This window comes from Sphingopyxis sp. (assembly GCF_034380315.1).
In the GTDB taxonomy this organism is placed as follows: Bacteria; Pseudomonadota; Alphaproteobacteria; order Sphingomonadales; family Sphingomonadaceae; genus Sphingopyxis.
Window position 1 is genome coordinate 443,332 of sequence record NZ_JAXMPB010000002.1, and the last position, 16,409, is coordinate 459,740.

General features: G+C 65.4%; 15 protein-coding genes. 11 read left to right on the top strand and 4 right to left on the bottom strand.

Annotated features, from left to right (window positions below; all coding sequences use genetic code 11):
• Positions 1-85 precede the first annotated feature (85 nt).
• Genes U0S50_RS05175 through dcd form a run of 4 tightly spaced genes read left to right on the top strand, consistent with a single transcriptional unit; the run spans position 86 to position 2,408 of the window.
• Positions 86-583 carry a UPF0262 family protein gene (locus U0S50_RS05175; RefSeq protein WP_322307691.1) on the top strand — a complete coding sequence of 166 codons (498 nt, stop codon included), beginning with the start codon at positions 86-88 and terminating at the stop codon, positions 581-583.
• A 2-nt stretch (positions 584-585) separates the two neighbouring features.
• The gene (locus U0S50_RS05180) at positions 586-1,359 is read left to right on the top strand and encodes a GH25 family lysozyme (RefSeq protein ID WP_322307692.1); all 774 of its coding nucleotides are present in this window, start codon (positions 586-588) and stop codon (positions 1,357-1,359) included.
• On the top strand, positions 1,356-1,814 hold the full coding sequence (locus U0S50_RS05185) for a cytidine deaminase (protein WP_322307693.1): 459 nt from the start codon (positions 1,356-1,358) through the stop codon (positions 1,812-1,814). Before U0S50_RS05180 ends, U0S50_RS05185 begins: the two co-directional genes overlap by 4 nt.
• A 39-nt stretch (positions 1,815-1,853) precedes the next feature.
• Positions 1,854-2,408, top strand: coding sequence for a dCTP deaminase (dcd, locus tag U0S50_RS05190; protein WP_322307694.1), 555 nt, complete (start codon positions 1,854-1,856; stop codon positions 2,406-2,408).
• 158 nt (positions 2,409-2,566) lie between these two features.
• Here dcd and U0S50_RS05195 read toward each other — a convergent pair whose 3' ends face one another.
• From U0S50_RS05195 to tpiA, 4 genes are all read right to left on the bottom strand, one after another.
• Positions 2,567-3,250, bottom strand: coding sequence for a Crp/Fnr family transcriptional regulator (locus U0S50_RS05195; RefSeq protein ID WP_322307695.1), 684 nt, complete (start codon positions 3,248-3,250; stop codon positions 2,567-2,569).
• An 86-nt stretch (positions 3,251-3,336) separates the two neighbouring features.
• On the bottom strand, positions 3,337-4,968 hold the full coding sequence (locus U0S50_RS05200) for a CTP synthase (protein WP_322307696.1): 1,632 nt from the start codon (positions 4,966-4,968) through the stop codon (positions 3,337-3,339).
• 112 nt (positions 4,969-5,080) lie between these two features.
• On the bottom strand, positions 5,081-5,551 hold the full coding sequence (secG, locus tag U0S50_RS05205; RefSeq protein ID WP_322307697.1) for a preprotein translocase subunit SecG: 471 nt from the start codon (positions 5,549-5,551) through the stop codon (positions 5,081-5,083).
• A 73-nt stretch (positions 5,552-5,624) separates the two neighbouring features.
• The gene (gene tpiA, locus U0S50_RS05210; RefSeq protein ID WP_322307698.1) at positions 5,625-6,377 is read right to left on the bottom strand and encodes a triose-phosphate isomerase; all 753 of its coding nucleotides are present in this window, start codon (positions 6,375-6,377) and stop codon (positions 5,625-5,627) included.
• A gap of 211 nt (positions 6,378-6,588) precedes the next feature.
• Between tpiA and U0S50_RS05215 the strand changes: the two genes are divergently transcribed.
• From U0S50_RS05215 to U0S50_RS05245, 7 genes are all read left to right on the top strand, one after another.
• Positions 6,589-8,535 carry a peptidylprolyl isomerase gene (locus U0S50_RS05215; protein WP_322307699.1) on the top strand — a complete coding sequence of 649 codons (1,947 nt, stop codon included), beginning with the start codon at positions 6,589-6,591 and terminating at the stop codon, positions 8,533-8,535.
• An 8-nt stretch (positions 8,536-8,543) separates the two neighbouring features.
• The gene (locus U0S50_RS05220; protein WP_322307700.1) at positions 8,544-10,061 is read left to right on the top strand and encodes an anthranilate synthase component I family protein; all 1,518 of its coding nucleotides are present in this window, start codon (positions 8,544-8,546) and stop codon (positions 10,059-10,061) included.
• Positions 10,062-10,067: 6 nt separating this feature from the next.
• Positions 10,068-10,658, top strand: a complete 591-nt coding sequence (locus U0S50_RS05225; RefSeq protein WP_322307701.1) for an aminodeoxychorismate/anthranilate synthase component II — start codon at positions 10,068-10,070, stop codon at positions 10,656-10,658.
• A complete protein-coding gene (gene trpD, locus U0S50_RS05230) occupies positions 10,655-11,653 on the top strand; it encodes an anthranilate phosphoribosyltransferase (RefSeq protein WP_322307702.1) in 999 nt (332 codons plus the stop codon). The genes U0S50_RS05225 and trpD overlap by 4 nt, the downstream gene beginning before the upstream one ends.
• A 118-nt stretch (positions 11,654-11,771) precedes the next feature.
• Positions 11,772-12,557, top strand: a complete 786-nt coding sequence (gene trpC, locus U0S50_RS05235; RefSeq protein ID WP_322307703.1) for an indole-3-glycerol phosphate synthase TrpC — start codon at positions 11,772-11,774, stop codon at positions 12,555-12,557.
• Between the two features lie 517 nt (positions 12,558-13,074).
• A complete protein-coding gene (locus U0S50_RS05240) occupies positions 13,075-13,986 on the top strand; it encodes an IS1595 family transposase (RefSeq protein ID WP_322307852.1) in 912 nt (303 codons plus the stop codon).
• 98 nt (positions 13,987-14,084) lie between these two features.
• Entirely contained in the window at positions 14,085-16,406 is a 2,322-nt protein-coding gene (locus U0S50_RS05245) for an N-6 DNA methylase (RefSeq protein ID WP_322307704.1), read from the top strand.
• The last annotated feature ends 3 nt before the right edge of the window (positions 16,407-16,409 follow it).

A 16,409-nucleotide genomic window follows, 5' to 3' on the forward strand; every position in this document is an offset into this window, starting at 1 on the left:
ATCGCCCTTCCGATCATCGCCGTGGACCCGTCTGGGGATAAGTCCCCTTGCGCCTCCCCGCCGCGTCTTTACAAGCGGCGCCATCATGGCCGAAGCGGACCGCAATTTTCAGCGTATCATCGCCGTCGATCTTGACGAAGGATCGATCGTCTGGCGCAGTGCCGACGTCGAGCAGGAACGCCGCGTCGCGATATTCGACCTGATCGAACAGAATCATTTCGCGCCGCAGCGCGAACATGCCGACGGCTATGCCGGCCCCTATCGGCTGTTGCTGCGGGTCGAGGAAGGGCGGCTGGTGTTCGACATCGGGCGCGAGGACGGCACGCCGCTGGAATCGGTGATCCTCGGGCTGGGGCGTTTCCGCCGCCCGATCCGCGACTATTTCGCGATCTGCGACAGCTATTATCAGGCGATCCGCACCGCCACCGCCCAGCAGATCGAAACCGTCGACATGGCGCGCCGGGCGCTGCACAACGAGGCCGCCGACATGCTCGTCGAACGGCTCGACGGAAAGATCGATGTCGATTTCGACACCGCGCGGCGCCTGTTCACGCTGATCTGCGTCCTCCACATCAAGGGATAGCGATGGCGGACGGGGCGGCAAAAGGCAAAGCCAGGCAACGGACGGGCGCAAACCGCGGCACAGGCGGCGACTGGCGTGCCGCCATCCTGCGCGGGCTGCGGCGCGGCGGCGCGGCGGTGGTGCTGATGCTGCTGTGCGCCGGGCTGGCGCTGTGGTGGGCCGCACGCTGGACCCCCGACCGCGCGCTCTATCCGACCCAGGGGGTGACGATCGACGCCGCGAATGGCGATGTCCGCTGGGGATCGATCAAGGCGGCGGGCGCCGATTTCGCCTATATCGCGGCGACTGCGGGGGCCAACCAGGTCGATCCCGCCTTCGCTCGCAACATGGCCGCCGCGCGCGAAGCGGGGATTCAGGCGGGTGCGGTCCATCGCTACAGCCTGTGCCGGCTCGCGACCGACCAGGCGGCGAATTTCATCCGTCACGTCCCGCGCCGCGCCGACGCGCTGCCGGCCGCGGTATGGCTCGATTTCGACGACAATTGCCCCGACCGGCCGACGCGCGCGCTGTTGCTGTCCGAACTGGCGACCTTCCTCGCGCAGATCGAGGCGCATAGCGGCAAGCGCAGCCTGATCGCGCCCGGCCCCGCGTTCGAGGCCGATTACAAGGTGACGAGCGGCATTGCGCGGACCATCTGGCTGCGCCGCGACTTTTTCGAACCCGATTATGGCGCGCACAGCTGGGCGATGTGGCGCGCGAACGATTATGTCCGGCTGTCGGGCGCCGACGGCACGGTCGGATGGAATGTGCTGCGCCCGCAAGGAGAGATGCGATGACCGACAGCGACAGCCGCGATGCGTTGATCGGCGCCGCGCGCGAGGCCGCGGCGCGCGCCTATGCGCCCTATTCGGGTTTTCACGTCGGCGCCGCGCTGCTGCTCAAGAACGGCGACGTCGTGACGGGCGCCAATGTCGAGAATGCCAGCTACGGCCTGACCCTCTGCGCAGAGACGAGCGCGATCGCGAAAATCGCCAACGAAGGCTGGATCGCCGAACTGGCCGCGGTCGCGATTGTCGGCGGGCGCCCCGATGGCGAGGCACTGCTCGGCAGCGATCCGGTCCACCCTTGCGGCCGCTGCCGCCAGATTCTGAACGAAGCCGCCGAACGGTCGCGAACCGACATTTGGGTGCATTGCGCCTCGGGCGACGGGGCACAGGTCGCCAGCTACCGGCTGAGCGAACTGCTGCCCGCCGCTTTCGGTCCCAAGGATCTGGGCCTCATCCCCGATTGACCGCTTGCGCAACCGCCCCGCCACCGACAAGAGACACCCATGGCCATTCTTTCCGATATCTGGATTCGCGAAGCCGCCCGCACCCAGGGCATGATCGAACCCTTTGTGGAGGCACAGCGCCGCGACGGCTGCATCAGCTACGGCCTCTCCTCCTATGGCTATGACGCGCGCGTCGCGCCCGAATTCAAGATTTTCACCAATGTCGACAGCGCGGTGGTCGATCCCAAGGATTTCGCCGCGAACAGCTTTGTCGACCGCGAAACCGATGTCTGCATCATCCCGCCGAACAGCTTTGCGCTCGCCCGCACGGTCGAATATTTCCGCATCCCGCGCGACGTGCTGGTGATCTGCCTCGGCAAATCGACCTATGCCCGCTGCGGCATCATCGTCAACGTCACTCCGCTCGAACCGGGCTGGGAGGGGCATGTGACGCTGGAATTTTCGAACACCACCCCGCTGCCCGCCAAAATCTATGCCAATGAAGGCGCGTGCCAGTTCCTGTTCCTGAAGGGCGACCAGCCCTGCGAAACCAGCTACGCCGACCGCGCGGGCAAATATATGGGGCAAAAGGGCGTCACCCTGCCCAAGCTCTAGGCCCGCCGGGGTACGACGCAACGCCTCAACGCGGGGACAGCCTATCGGCGCACCCGAACAAAACCCCGCCGCCGCCTCAGGGACGGCAAGGAAAGGGGCCGCAAGCAACGCGCTGCCTGATCACCGGATCGCCCGGTCGGCGCCAGGCGGCGATATCTCTAGCTTTCGCTTTCGCTGATTTCTTCGAGCGTGTCGGCGTCGAGCACGCGGACCCGCCCCTGTTCGAGCGAGATGATGCCCGATTCTTCCCAGCTTCTGAGCTGGCGGTTGATATGTTCGCGGCTCATGCCCGCGAAATTGCCCAGCTCGGTCTGGCTCAGCTCGACGCGGTGCGAACTTTCGACATCCTTGCGGATCAGCCGCTTCAAATAGCGGGCAAGGCGCGGACCCGACGCATAGGCGCGGTCGCTTTCGATCGTCTGGTCGGCGGTGCGCAGCCGCCGGGCGAGTTGCTGCATCAACGACCAGGAAAATTCGGGATGGCTCGTCGCGAAATCGCGGAACGCATTGCGGCCGAGTTGCAGCGCGCTGCCCGCGCTCGTCGCGATCACCGATGCCGTCCGTTCGCCGCCGTCGAGCAGTGCAATCTCGCCCAGCACGGCGCCGGGTTCGGCATAGGCAAGGACGATTTCGCGGCCGTTGGCGGTCAGCATCGACACCCGCGCGCTGCCTTCGGTCAGGATGATCAGCCCGTCGCCGGCTTCGCCCTGGCACAGGATTTCCTTGCCCTTGGCGAAACTCACCTGCACCGCGCGGGCGGTCAGGTCGCCCCAGTCGTCGACCGTCAGCCCGGAAAAGATGCTGTCAGGGCTCTGTAGTCCGGCGAGCTTCGCGTGATCCATGCCCTGATTCCCCTGTACCGTTGCGGTGCCGTTGCGGTGTCGTTGTCTTGCCGTACCGTGCCGTTCGCCTGCCGTTCCCGGCGGGGTCAGACCAGCCGGCTGTGCTTGACCGCCGCCTCGATAAAGCCCTTGAACAGCGGATGCGGGTCAAAGGGCTTCGACTTCAGCTCGGGGTGGAACTGCACCCCGATGAACCACGGATGGTCCGGACGTTCGACGATTTCGGGCAACATGCCATCGGGCGACATGCCTGAAAAGACCAGTCCGCCCTTTTCCAGCTTTTCGCGATAGGCGCCGTTCACCTCATAGCGGTGACGGTGGCGCTCGCTGATCGCTTCGGCACCGTAAACCGCCGCGACATGGCTGTTCGGCGACAGCTTGGCGTCATAGGCGCCCAGCCGCATCGTGCCGCCAAGGTCGGTGTTCGCACCGCGCTGTTGCAGGCCTTCGGCGCTCATCCATTCGGTGATCAGGCCGACAATCGGTTCGTCGGTCGCGCCGAATTCGGTGCTCGACGCCGCTTCGATGCCGCTGGTGTTCCGCGCCGCCTCGATGCACGCCATCTGCATGCCGAGGCAGATGCCGAAAAAAGGCACGCCGCGTTCGCGGGCAAAGCGCACACTGGCGATCTTGCCTTCCGATCCGCGCTCGCCGAAACCGCCGGGCACCAATATGCCGTGCATCGGTTCCAGATTGGCGGCCAGATCCTCGTCGCGCTCGAACAATTCGGCGTCGAGCCAGCGGATATTGACCTTGACCCGGTGCGCCATGCCGCCGTGGACCAGCGCCTCGTTCAGCGACTTATACGCATCGGGAAGCTGGACATATTTGCCGACGACGCCGATCGTCACCTCGCCTTCGGGGTGCAGCTTGCGGTCCATGATGTCGTACCAGCGCGACAGGTCGGGCTCGGGCGCATCATGGATGCCAAAGGCATGCAGCACTTCATTGTCCAGGCCTTCGCCATGATATTGGACCGGCACCGAATAGATGCTGTCGGCGTCGAGCGCCGGGATCACGGCCTCCTTCCGCACGTTGCAGAATTGGGCGATCTTGGCGCGCTCGCCGTCGGGCAGCGGCTTTTCGCAGCGGCACAGCAAGATGTCGGGCTGGACGCCCAACGATGCGAGTTCGCGCACGCTATGCTGGGTCGGCTTGGTCTTCAGTTCGCCCGCCGCGGCGATATAGGGGACCAGCGTGACATGCACCGAAATGGCATTTTCGCGCCCGACCTCGTTGCGAAGCTGGCGGATCGCCTCGATGAACGGCAGCGATTCGATGTCGCCGACGGTGCCGCCGATCTCGCACAGCACGAAATCCAGATCGTCGGTATCGGCCCGGGCAAAGGCCTTGATCGCGTCGGTGACGTGCGGAACGACCTGGACCGTCGCGCCCAGATAGTCGCCGCGGCGTTCCTTGGCGATGATGTCGCGATAGATGCGGCCCGAGGTGACATTGTCGCTCTGCCGCGCCGCAACGCCGGTAAAGCGTTCATAATGGCCAAGATCGAGGTCGGTTTCGGCCCCGTCGTCGGTCACATAGACCTCGCCATGCTGATAGGGCGACATCGTGCCCGGATCGACGTTCAGATAGGGGTCGAACTTCCGGATGCGCACGCGATATCCGCGTGCCTGCAACAATGCCGCAAGGCTAGCCGCCATCAAACCTTTGCCAAGGGAGGAGACCACGCCGCCGGTGATAAAAATGAACCGCGCCATGGGAGGAAAGACTTACTCAACAGGAGGGGGACGGCGCAAGCCGTCGAATCGCAAACGGCGGAAAAAATTCCGCCGTCGCGCGGGCTGAAACAGGTGGCCGAGGCCGCCGGGGTTATTTTTTGGCGGGCGGTGCCGCCGGGGCGTCCTGCGCCGGAGCCGCCTGGGCGGGGGCATTCTGTGCCGCCGCCGCGGCGGCAGCCGCCGCCAGCGGATCGTCGCTCGCTACCGCCGGCGCAGCGGCCGGGGCGCCTTCGGCGGGCTGTGCGGGGCCGGTCAGCGACGACGGTGCCGCCGTGCCGCTCGACTGCTGCGCGGTCTTGGAAAGCGAGGTATCGATCGTCGAACCGCTGCGTCCCGCCGCCGCCATGGCGGCCAGCACGATCGACAGGCCGACGAACAGGGTTGCCAGGACCGTCGTTGCCCGGGTCATGAAATCCGCCGCGCCGCGCGCCGACAACAGGCCCGCAGGGCTGCCGCCGACACCCAGGCCGCCACCTTCCGACTTTTGCATCAGGATGACCGCGATCATCGCCGCGGCGACCAGCGCCTGGACAACGAGCAGGAAGGTGAAGAGATTGGACATCGAATTTTCCCGAACTTGCGCGCCCTCAAACGGGCCGCGCCCGCGGCGCACATAGAGATGAAGGCGCCGCGCTTCAACCCGCGAGTGCAGCCGCCGCCGCAACGATCGGCACGAATTTGGCGGCGGTCAGACTTGCGCCGCCGACCAGCGCGCCGTCGACGTCGCCCGCATCCAGCAATTGGGCCGCATTGTCGCCCGTGACCGATCCGCCGTAAAGAATGCGCAATTCGGCGGCCCCGGCGCCGATCCGCTCCGACAGCGCGGCGCGGATCGATCCGTGCATCGCCGCGACATCCTCGACCGTCGGGACCAGCCCGGTGCCGATCGCCCAGATGGGTTCATAGGCGATGGCAAGCCGCGACCGGTCGAAATCATCGGGCAGCGATTCGCGAACCTGCGCCAGCACATGGTCGATCGCCGCACCCGATTCGCGCACCGCATGGGGTTCGCCGACGCACAGGATCACCGACAGGCCGGCGGCCAGCGCCGCCTCTGCCTTTGCCTTCACATCGGCGTCGGTCTCGCCAAAGCCGTCGCGGCGTTCGCTGTGGCCGACGATCACCAGCCCGGCGCCCGCATCGACCAGCATCGATGCCGCGACCGATCCGGTAAAGGCGCCCGATGCGGCGCTGTGGCAATCCTGCCCGCCCACGGCGGCGCCCTGTGCCGCCGCCGCCATCGCGCCGATCAGCGTAAAGGGCGGGCACAGCGCGACATCGACCGCCGGATGCTCCGCCGCCGCCGCGAAAATCGCTTTCGCTTCGTCCAGCGAGGCCGTCAGCCCGTTCATCTTCCAATTGCCGACCACATATTTGCGCCGCGCCATTTCCTTCGCTCCCGTGCTTGTCCGCTACAATTCCCCGCGCCCTAGCGGGCCGTGGCGGCTGGTGGCAAGGGGGCGCCGCCGGGGGCGGACGGTGCAAGGTTGCGGGAAAGCCCTTGGCAAAAACGCCCTTTCCCGCCTTGATGCCGTGCCCCGGCCCGCCTAAAGCAGCGCGCAACTGCGCTTCGCGCCCGGCCCGAAAGAACAGCATTTCATGATCACCGCCATTCGCCGCCTTTTCAGTTCCGCCATCGGCAAATTCCTTGCGCTGGCTTTCGTCGCGCTCGTCGGCGTGGCCTTTGCCCTGGGCGATGTGACGGGAAGCTCGTCTTTCGGCGGCCTTGGCGGCGCGAATGTGGCGCGGGTCGGCAGCACCGACATCGGGGTCGGCGAACTGCGCGACCGCGTCCGGCTGGCCTATGACCAGGCGCGGCAGAACCAGCCGACGCTGACCATGGCGGCCTTCGTCGAATCGGGCGGCGTCGATCAGGTGCTCGACGAACTGATCCAGAGCGCGGCCTTCGAACAGCTCGCCGCCGATCTCGGCTATGGCGTCAGCAAGCGCCAGGTCGACGGCCAGATCGCCGACCTTCCGATTTTCGCGGGCGTCTCGGGCAAGTTCGACCAGATTCGCTTCGAATCCTTCCTGCGCGACAATAATATCAACGAAGCCAGCTTCCGCCGCGACGTGCGGCAACAATTGCTCGCCGAACAGATCGTCGTGCCGATCGGGTCGATGCCGCGCATCGCGCCCGCGATGGCCCAGCCCTATGCCGCGCTGTTGCTCGAACGGCGCAGCGGCCAGGCCGTGTTCATCCCGTCGAGCCCCTTTGCGCCGCAAAAGGATCCGGGCGACGCCGCGCTCCAGAAATATCTGTCGCAGCACCGCGCCCAGTTCACCGTCCCTGAACGGCGCGTGCTGCAATATGCGGTTTTCGACCGCAGCATGATTCCGGTCCCCGCCGTCACCGACGCCGAGGTCGCCGAATATTACAAGACCAACGCCGCGCGCTATCAGGCCAGCGAAACCCGCCGCTTTGCGCAGGTGATCGCCCCCGATCAGGCGACCGCGAACGGCATCGCCGCCAAGGTCCGCGGGGGCAGCACGCTTGCCGCGGCGGCCCAGGCGGTCGGCCTTTCGGCATCGACCACCGGCCCGCTCACCCAGTCGGCCTATGCCGCGACCAGCAGCGCCGAAGCCGCCAAGGCGGGTTTCGCGGCCCAGCGCGGCGACGTGCTCGGCCCGACGCAGACCGGCCTTGGCTGGGCCGTCGCCCGCGTCGAGGATGTCACCGCCGTCCCGGCGCGCAGCCAGGCCGACGCCGCTGCCGAAATCCGTGCCGAACTGGCCAAGAACAAGGCGAACGAAACGATCGTCGACTTCTACAACAATCTTCAGGACGCCGTGAACGGCGGCGCCTCGATCGAGGAGGTCGCGGCCGACCGCAAGCTTGCCGTCGTCGAAACCCCCGCGCTGCTCGCCAATGGCCGCGCCCCGGCACAGCCCGCCTTTGCCCTGCCGCCCGAACTCGCCCCGATGATCGCCCAGGCGTTTCAGGCCGGCGGTGAAGGCGAAGGGCAGCTCGCCACGCTGGTCGAGAATGAAAAATTCGCCGTCTATGCCGTGAAAACGATCGTGGCGGCGGCGCCGCCGCCCTTTGCCCAGATCCGCGGCGACCTGCTCTCCGAATGGCGCTTTGCCGAAGGGCAGAAGATTGCGCGCGACAAGGCCCGCGCGATCGTCAAGGCGGTCGAGGGCGGCCAGACGCTGGCCGCGGCCATCGGCACCGCCGGCCCCAATATCGGCAGCGTCCAGACGATCGGCGGCCGCCGCGGCGAGCTGGGCCAGAACGGCCAGCCCGTGCCCCCCGAATTGTCGCTGCTCTTCTCGATGGCACAGGGCAGCGTGAAGACGCTCGAAATGCCCGGCAATCGCGGCTGGATGGTGATCTCGCTGACCGAGGTGGACCGCCCGTCGGCGAAGGATATCGATCCGGCGCGCGCCGCCGCGATCGCCCAGCCGCTCGCCCCCGCCTTCGGCAATGAAATGGTCGCACAGCTGATCGCAGAGGCCAAGCGCCGCGCCGGGGTCACGATCAACAAGGATCTGGTCGACCAGCTGCGCCGCGAACTCTCCGGCACCGCGCCGGTCGCCGAATAGCGCGGGCGATGAGCCTCGAAGGCAAGGCCGCGGCGCTCGAGGCGCTGGCGCAGGGGCGCGGCGCCGTCGTCTGGCAGCGGCTGATCTCCGATGTCGAAACCCCGGTTTCGGCGGCGATCAAGCTGATCGAGCCGGGACGCGGCGACTGGGTTCTGGAATCGGTCGAAAGCGGCGAAACGCGCGGTCGTTACAGCCTGATCGGCCTCGACCCCGACCTGCTTTTCGATGTCACGGGCGACACCGCGCGGATCAACCGCGACTGGCGCCGCGACCGCGATGCCTTTGCCCCCCTGCCCGGCCCCGCGCTCCAGGCGCTCCGCGATCTTGTCGCCGAATGCCGCTTCGACGTCCCCGAAGGGCTGCCCAAGGCGCTCGCCACCCTCGTCGGCTTTTTTGCCTATGAAACCATCGGCCTGGTCGAACGCATCCCGCGTGCGCCCGGCGCGGGACTCGCGCTGCCCGACATGGTGTTCGTGCGGCCGACGATCCTGCTCGTCTTTGACCGGCTGGCCGACGAACTCTTCCTGATCGCGCCGATCTGGCCCGACCCGGCGGCCCCGATCGACCGGATGATCGAAACCGCGCAGGACCGCCTCGATAGCATCGCCGCGCGGCTCTCCAGCGCCAGCGTGCACGGCGAACGCGCCGTCACCCAATGCCTGCCGGAGGATATCGTCTCGACCCCGGCGACCAGCCCCGAAACCTATGCGGGCATGGTTGCGGCGGCAAAGGAATATATCGCGGCGGGCGATGTCTTTCAGGTCGTGCTGTCGCAGCGCTTTTCGGCGCCCTTCGACCTGCCGCCCTTCGACCTTTACCGCGCGCTGCGGCGGATCAACCCGTCGCCCTTCCTCTATTTCCTCGACCTGCCGGGCTTTGCCCTCATCGGCTCGTCGCCCGAAATCCTCGTCCGGGTGCGCGACGGCGAAATCACCATCCGGCCGATCGCCGGCACCCGCCCGCGCGGCCGCACCAGCGCCGAGGATGCCGAGAACCGCGAATCGCTGCTCGCCGATCCCAAGGAACGCGCCGAACATCTGATGCTGCTCGACCTTGGCCGCAACGACGTCGGCCGCGCCGCGGCGGGCGGCAGCGTGACCGTCACCGACAGCTATACGGTCGAATATTACAGCCACGTCATGCACATCGTCTCGAACGTCATCGGCCGCATCGCGCCCGACAAGGACGCGATCGACGCGCTGTTCGCGGGCTTCCCCGCCGGGACGGTCAGCGGCGCGCCCAAGGTGCGCGCCTGCCAGATCATCGCCGAGCTGGAGGCCGATGCGCGCGGACCTTATGCGGGCGGCGTCGGCTATTTCGCCCCCGACGGCAATATGGACAGCTGCATCGTGCTGCGCACCGCGATCGTCAAGGATGGCGAAATGCACGTCCAGGCGGGCGCGGGCATCGTCGCCGACAGCAACGCCGCCTATGAACAGCGCGAATGCGAAGCCAAGGCGGGCGCCCTCTTCGCCGCCGCGCGCGAGGCGGTCCGCCTTGCCGTCACCCCCGGATATGGGCAGTAGGTCGCCATGATCCTCGTCATCGACAATTACGACAGCTTCACCTTCAACCTCGTTCATTATCTGATCGAGCTGGGCGCAGAGGTGCGCGTCGAACGCAACGACGCGCTGACCGCCGCCGAAGCGCTGGCGAGCTGCGCCGACGCGATCCTCATCTCGCCCGGCCCGTGCACGCCCAATGAAGCGGGCATCAGCCTCGACCTCGTCGCCGCCTGCGCCGACGCCGCGCGCCCGCTGCTCGGCGTGTGCCTGGGGCATCAGGCGATCGGCCAGCATTTCGGCGGCATCGTCCAGCGCGGGCACCTGATGCACGGCAAGACATCGCCGGTGTGCCACGACGGCAGCGGCCTGTTCGCCGGCCTGCCCTCGCCGCTCACCGCGACGCGCTATCACAGCCTCGAAGTCGTCGACATTCCCGCATGCCTCGCGATCAACGCGACCAGCGACGACGGCGCGGTGATGGGGTTCCGCCACGTCGATCTGCCGATCCACAGCGTCCAGTTCCACCCCGAAAGCATCGCCACCGAACATGGCCACGACATGCTGGCCAATTTCCTGCGCAGCGCCGGGCTGCCGGTCGCCGGGCGGCCCGGGGCATGAGCCGTTTCGGCCCCTTTCCCGATCCCACGAACCTTCTCGCCGATGACGAGGCTGCCGCGGCCTTTGCCACGATGCTCGACGGCGGCGGCAGCGACGAAGAGGTCGCGACCTTCCTCGCCGCGCTGTCGGATCGCGGCGAAACCATGGTCGAAATCGCCGCTGCGGCGCAGGCGATGCGCGACCGGCTGATCCCGATCGACGCGCCGGCGGGCGCCATCGACGTCTGCGGCACCGGCGGCGACGGCCACCACACGCTCAACGTCTCGACCGCCGTATCGATCGTCGTCGCGGCGTGCGAGGTGCCGGTCGCCAAGCATGGCAACCGCGCTGCATCGTCGAAATCGGGCGCCGCCGACACGCTGGAAGCGCTCGGCCTCGACATGGACCGCGCCGACCGCATGGCGCAGGAACAGCTCGCCGATCTCGGCATCTGCTTTTTGTTCGCGGGAACGCGGCATCCGGCGATGAAGCGCATCATGCCGATCCGCCGGGCGCTCGGGCGGCGCACCATCTTCAACCTGATGGGACCGCTCGCCAATCCGGCGCGGGTCCAGCGCCAGCTGATCGGCATCGCGCGCCCTGCCTATGTCCCCGTCTATGCCGAGGCGCTGCACCGGCTCGGCACCGACCATTCGCGCGTCATTTCGGGCGACGAAGGGATCGACGAACTCTCGCTCGCGGGCGGCAACGAGGTCGCGGTGGTGACGCGCGAAGGTGTGCGGATGCAGCGCAGCGTCGCCGCCGACGGCGGCTTGCCAAGCCATCCGATCGCGGCGATCCGGGGCGGCGATGCGGCCTTCAACGCCGCGGCGCTGCGCGCGCTGCTTCAGGGCGAACCCGGCGCCTATCGCGACGCGGTGCTTTACAATGCCGCGATGGCGCTGATCGTCGCGGGCGTCGTCGAAACCGTCGCCGAAGGCGTCGAGGAAGCGGCCGAGGCGATCGACAAGGGGCTGGCGAACGCGCTGCTCAACTGCTGGATCGCCTATCGATGAACCGACTTGCGATCATCGTCATGGCGAGCGAAACGGCGCCATTCGGGGCGGCCTTGCCAGGCGCCGGACGGCTGCGGACCTGCGGTCCCCGGCATGACGAACCATTGGGATATGCGCCTTGAACAAACTGACCCAGATTCTCGCCACCAAGGCCGAAGAGGTCGCGGCGCGCCGGGCGCTGCGTTCGCTCGCCGATCTCGACCGCGTCGATGCCGGTCCGGTGCGCGGTTTCACCGCGGCGCTGCGTGCCAAAATCGCCGCGGGCGACTTTGCCCTGATCGCCGAGATCAAGAAAGCTTCGCCGTCCAAGGGCTTGATCCGCGCCGATTTCAACCCCGCCGACCACGCCCGCGCCTATGCCGCCGGCGGCGCGGCCTGTCTGTCGGTGCTGACCGACGCGCCGTGGTTCCAGGGGCATGAGGATTATCTGGTCGCCGCGCGCGCCGCCTGCGACCTGCCGGTGCTGCGCAAGGATTTCATGATCGACCCGTGGCAGGTCGCCGAAGCGCGCAGCATCGGCGCCGACGCGATCCTGATCATCGTCGCGGCGCTCGACGACGGCGCGATGCGCGAGATCGAGGCGGCGGCGATCGAACGCGGCATGGACGTGCTGGTCGAGGTGCATGACGAGGCCGAACTCGACCGCGCGCTGGCGGCGCTCACCTCGCCGCTGATCGGGGTGAACAACCGCGACCTCAAGACCTTCGAAACCGACCTCGCCGTCACCGAACGCCTGGCAAAGCGGGTGCCGCCGGGCACCTTGCTCGTCGGCGAAAGCGGCATCGCGACCCACGCCGACTGCCGCCGCCTCGCGGCCAGCGGCGTCCAGACATTCCTCGTCGGCGAAAGCCTGATGCGCCAGACGGATGTGACTGCGGCGACCAAGACGCTGCTCAAAGGCTGACGACGGGGCGGCGCCTTGAAGGCGCGAAACACGCTCCTCCGCCCCCGGCCCCACGCGCACGCCACCCGCATCCGGAGCAAACGCCCGCTTTGGGATGGGAAGTCGTCCGGCCGCTTATCGGCAAACGAGATGTGATAGACGCCGTTAGAAGACGGCCCTTGAGGCCAACGCCGCACCAAGTAAGCAAGATAGAAAGAGAATTAGGGGGGCTTGCCATACGCTATTTATCCCAGATTGTGATCCGGAGCGAAACGAGATTCCTACTAGGAAAAACGCCAGCACACCGAAAACAATCACTGGCATATAAGATAAGTATATCCAAATTCTTCCGAGGCCGAATGTTATAAATGCAGGGACTGCAATAAGAAATAACATGCCTATCAGATTCTTATGCATTATAGCCTCTTTTTTTGGTCGTCGTCATCTTTATAACATAAATCGGCGATTATGCACTTGACGACACCAGTCGGTTTCGCTATTCGGAGTCATGTCCAACGATCTGACTCTTATGGAAATTATGCGCCGGTTCTCCACGGAGGAAGCGGCGCGCGCCTATTTCGAGCGGATGCGTTGGCCGAACGGCCCGGTCTGCCCTCATTGTGGCAGCGGCGAAAAGCATTACGCGCTTACCCCCAACAAAAAGGCGCGCATTCGCGAGGGGCTGTATAAGTGCGGCACCTGCGACGACCGTTTCAGCGTGACGGTTGGGACGGTCATGGAGTCCTCGCACATTCCGCTGCATAAGTGGCTGATCGCTTTCTACATGATGTGCGCCAGCAAAACGCAGATTTCAGCGCTGCAACTTCAGCGCCAGCTTGAGCTTGGCTCGTACCGGACCGCGCACTTCCTGTGCGCGCGCATCCGCTACGCCCTCAAGGACGCCAGCCCTGACGGCCTGCTCGGCGGTGAGGTCGAAGCTGACGAAACGTACATTGGCGGCAAGGCCAAGGGCAAAGGCCGTGGTTACACTGGCAACAAGGTCGCCGTTGTTTCGCTCGTGGAACGCGGCGGCGATGTCCGCTCGACGGTTGCGGAACGCGTCACCAGCAAGACGATCGATACGCTTCTGCGCCGTCACGTCACGGAGGACGCCCATCTCAACACTGATGAGTCTCCGCTGTACACGAAGCCCGGCAAGCGCTTCGCATCGCACGCTCGCGTGAACCATTCGGCGGAAGAGTACGGCTATTACGACTACCGCTCGGGCCGCACTGTCACCACCAACACGGTTGAGGGCTTCTTCGGCAACAGCAAGCGCAGCCTCGACGGTACGCACCATCATGTGAGCCGCCAGCACCTGCACCTTTACACCGCCGAACTGGATTTCAAATACAACACGCGGAAGTCGTCGGACGGTGAGCGCACCGCCGAAGGAATCCGGCGCATAGAGGGGAAGCGCCTGATGTATAAACCCAAGGTGTCGGGCTAATGGCCCGCGCTCGCGTTTCTGAGGTCCGAGCCGAGCTTCTTCTAACCGAACTGCTTCACGTTCAGGGTTGGGATACTCGGCGTCCGCCTAGCGGCGAAATGCTCCGCCAGCACGAATATAAGGATCACTCGCATCTGTGCGATGTGTTCCTGAACAAAAGCAAGGTGACGATGATCGGCCGCGGCTTGCCGGAAGCCGTACTGGTCGACCGCCAGACGCTTCAGCCGTTGTTGGTCATCGAGGCCAAAGCATCTGCTGCCGATCTCGATAAGGCGGTGCGGGAGTCGACGCTCGTGTATGGCGCTGCGCTCGTGGAAGCCGGCTATTCGCCGCTTGCGGTCGCGGTCGCAGGAACTGCCGAAGAGGACTACCTTGTCCGCGTTCACAAGTGGAACGGCTCTCTCTGGCAACCGATCACTTATGAAGGCAACCCAATAAGCTGGATCCCGCACCGTAAGGATGCTGACCGCTTGCGTATTCCGGCTTCATCGCCGGAACTACGCCCCACAATTCCTAGTCCCGAAGTCCTCGCGACGTTCGCCGACGAGATCAACCGCCTGTTGCGCGAGTCGAATGTTAACGACCGCCTCCGCCCCGCCGTCGTTGGGGCGAGTATGTTAGCGCTCTGGCACTCTCCGAACCTTCGCAAAGACCCCGAGAATATCCTCGCGGACATCAACCGAGCGTGCGAGCAAGCATTCTGGCGCGCCGGAAAAAGGGAGATCGCCAAGAGCCTTCACGTCGACGAAGCGAACGAAAAGCTCGCGGTCAAAGCTCGACGCATCATCAACATTCTGGAACGGCTGAACGTCCCGGCGCTCAACGCCGAACACGATTACCTTGGCCAGCTCTACGAGACCTTCTTCCGCTACGCTGGCGGTAACACCATTGGGCAGTATTTCACGCCCCGCCACATTGCCAATTTCTGCGCGGACTTGCTCGAAGTTTCGATTGACGATGTTGTGCTTGACCCGACGTGCGGAACTGGCGGATTCCTGATCGCCGCGATGGAACGAGTGGCGCGGGAAAATCAAATCTCGCGCTCCGAAATGGTGAAGCTCGTAAGCACTCGGCTTATCGGTTTCGATGATGAACCGATCACGGCGGCGCTTTGTGTTGCCAACATGATCTTGCGAGGCGACGGCTCATCGAGCGTGCATCGCGGCGACGCGTTCAATGCGCCGGAGTTTCCGAAGGGCACAGCAAGCGTTGTGCTGATGAACCCGCCTTACCCGCACAAGAAGACCGATACGCCCACCGAAGCCTTTGTCGAGCGGGCGCTCGAAGGTCTCGCGCAGGGGTCGAGACTGGCGGCGGTGATCCCGCTTTCACTGCTGGTAAAGAGCAACAAGGCGGACTGGCGCAAATCGCTCTTGAAGCACAACACGCTTGAGGCAGCTATCAAGCTGCCCGATGAACTTTTCCAGCCCTACGCGCAGCCCTACACCGTCATCGTTTACCTTCGGAAGGGCATCCCCCACCCCAAGGGCAAGCGAGCCTTCTTCGCCCGCATTGAGAACGACGGCTACCGCCTCCGCAAGGGGGTTCGCGTGGCTTGCGAAGGTTCGGAACTGCCTACGATGCTGGCGCATTTTCAGGCTGGAACAAGTGAGCCTGGAATCTGCGGTTGGTCGCAACTAGATGAAGACGCGAGCTTCGGGCCGGGGGCCTACATTCCCGCCAAGGAGATGACCGGCGAGGAAAGTGACGACGCTACGCAAGAGGTCATTCGAGCTCGCACCTCGTTTGTCGCCTTCCATGCCGCCGATCTGGTCCAGCTCTACATCGATAACCCGCTAGACGTGCGAGCCATGCGCAAGAGGCCGTGGCAGTTTGAATCTGTGAAGCAGGGAACGGTCGCCGACTACTTCGACATCTATTACGGCCAAAAGGAGCTACACAGCAAAGACGGCCTGTTGCCGGGCCGCTCGCTGGTCATATCGTCGTCCAAATTCGATAATGGCTGCTACGGCCTTTTTGACTTCGAGCACATTTTGAAGCCGCCATTTGTGACCGTGCCGGGCAACGGATCAATCGCATATGCGCACGTACAGGAATGGCCGTGCGGCGTCTCTGACGATTGTATGCTGCTACTTCCGAAAGAGGGCGTCCCGCATTCGATGATGTATGTAGCCGCCGCCGCGATCCGGAATGAGCGCTGGCGGTTCAGCTACGGACGGAAGGCGACACCGGACCGCATTGCAGACTTCCCCTTGCCGCATACCGACGAGCTTCTGGCGCGTGTCGACGACTACCTAGCACGGGCGGCGCGTGTCGAAGACAGGATGATCGAGGATGCAGAAGACGCACTCGACAGCCAAACGGCACGCGTGCGGCTGGCGGAATTGGGAAGCGGGGCAGTGAGGGCAGTTTCGGGGGCGGAACTGGAGGCGCGGCTTGCGGCTATGATGGAAGACTAGCCG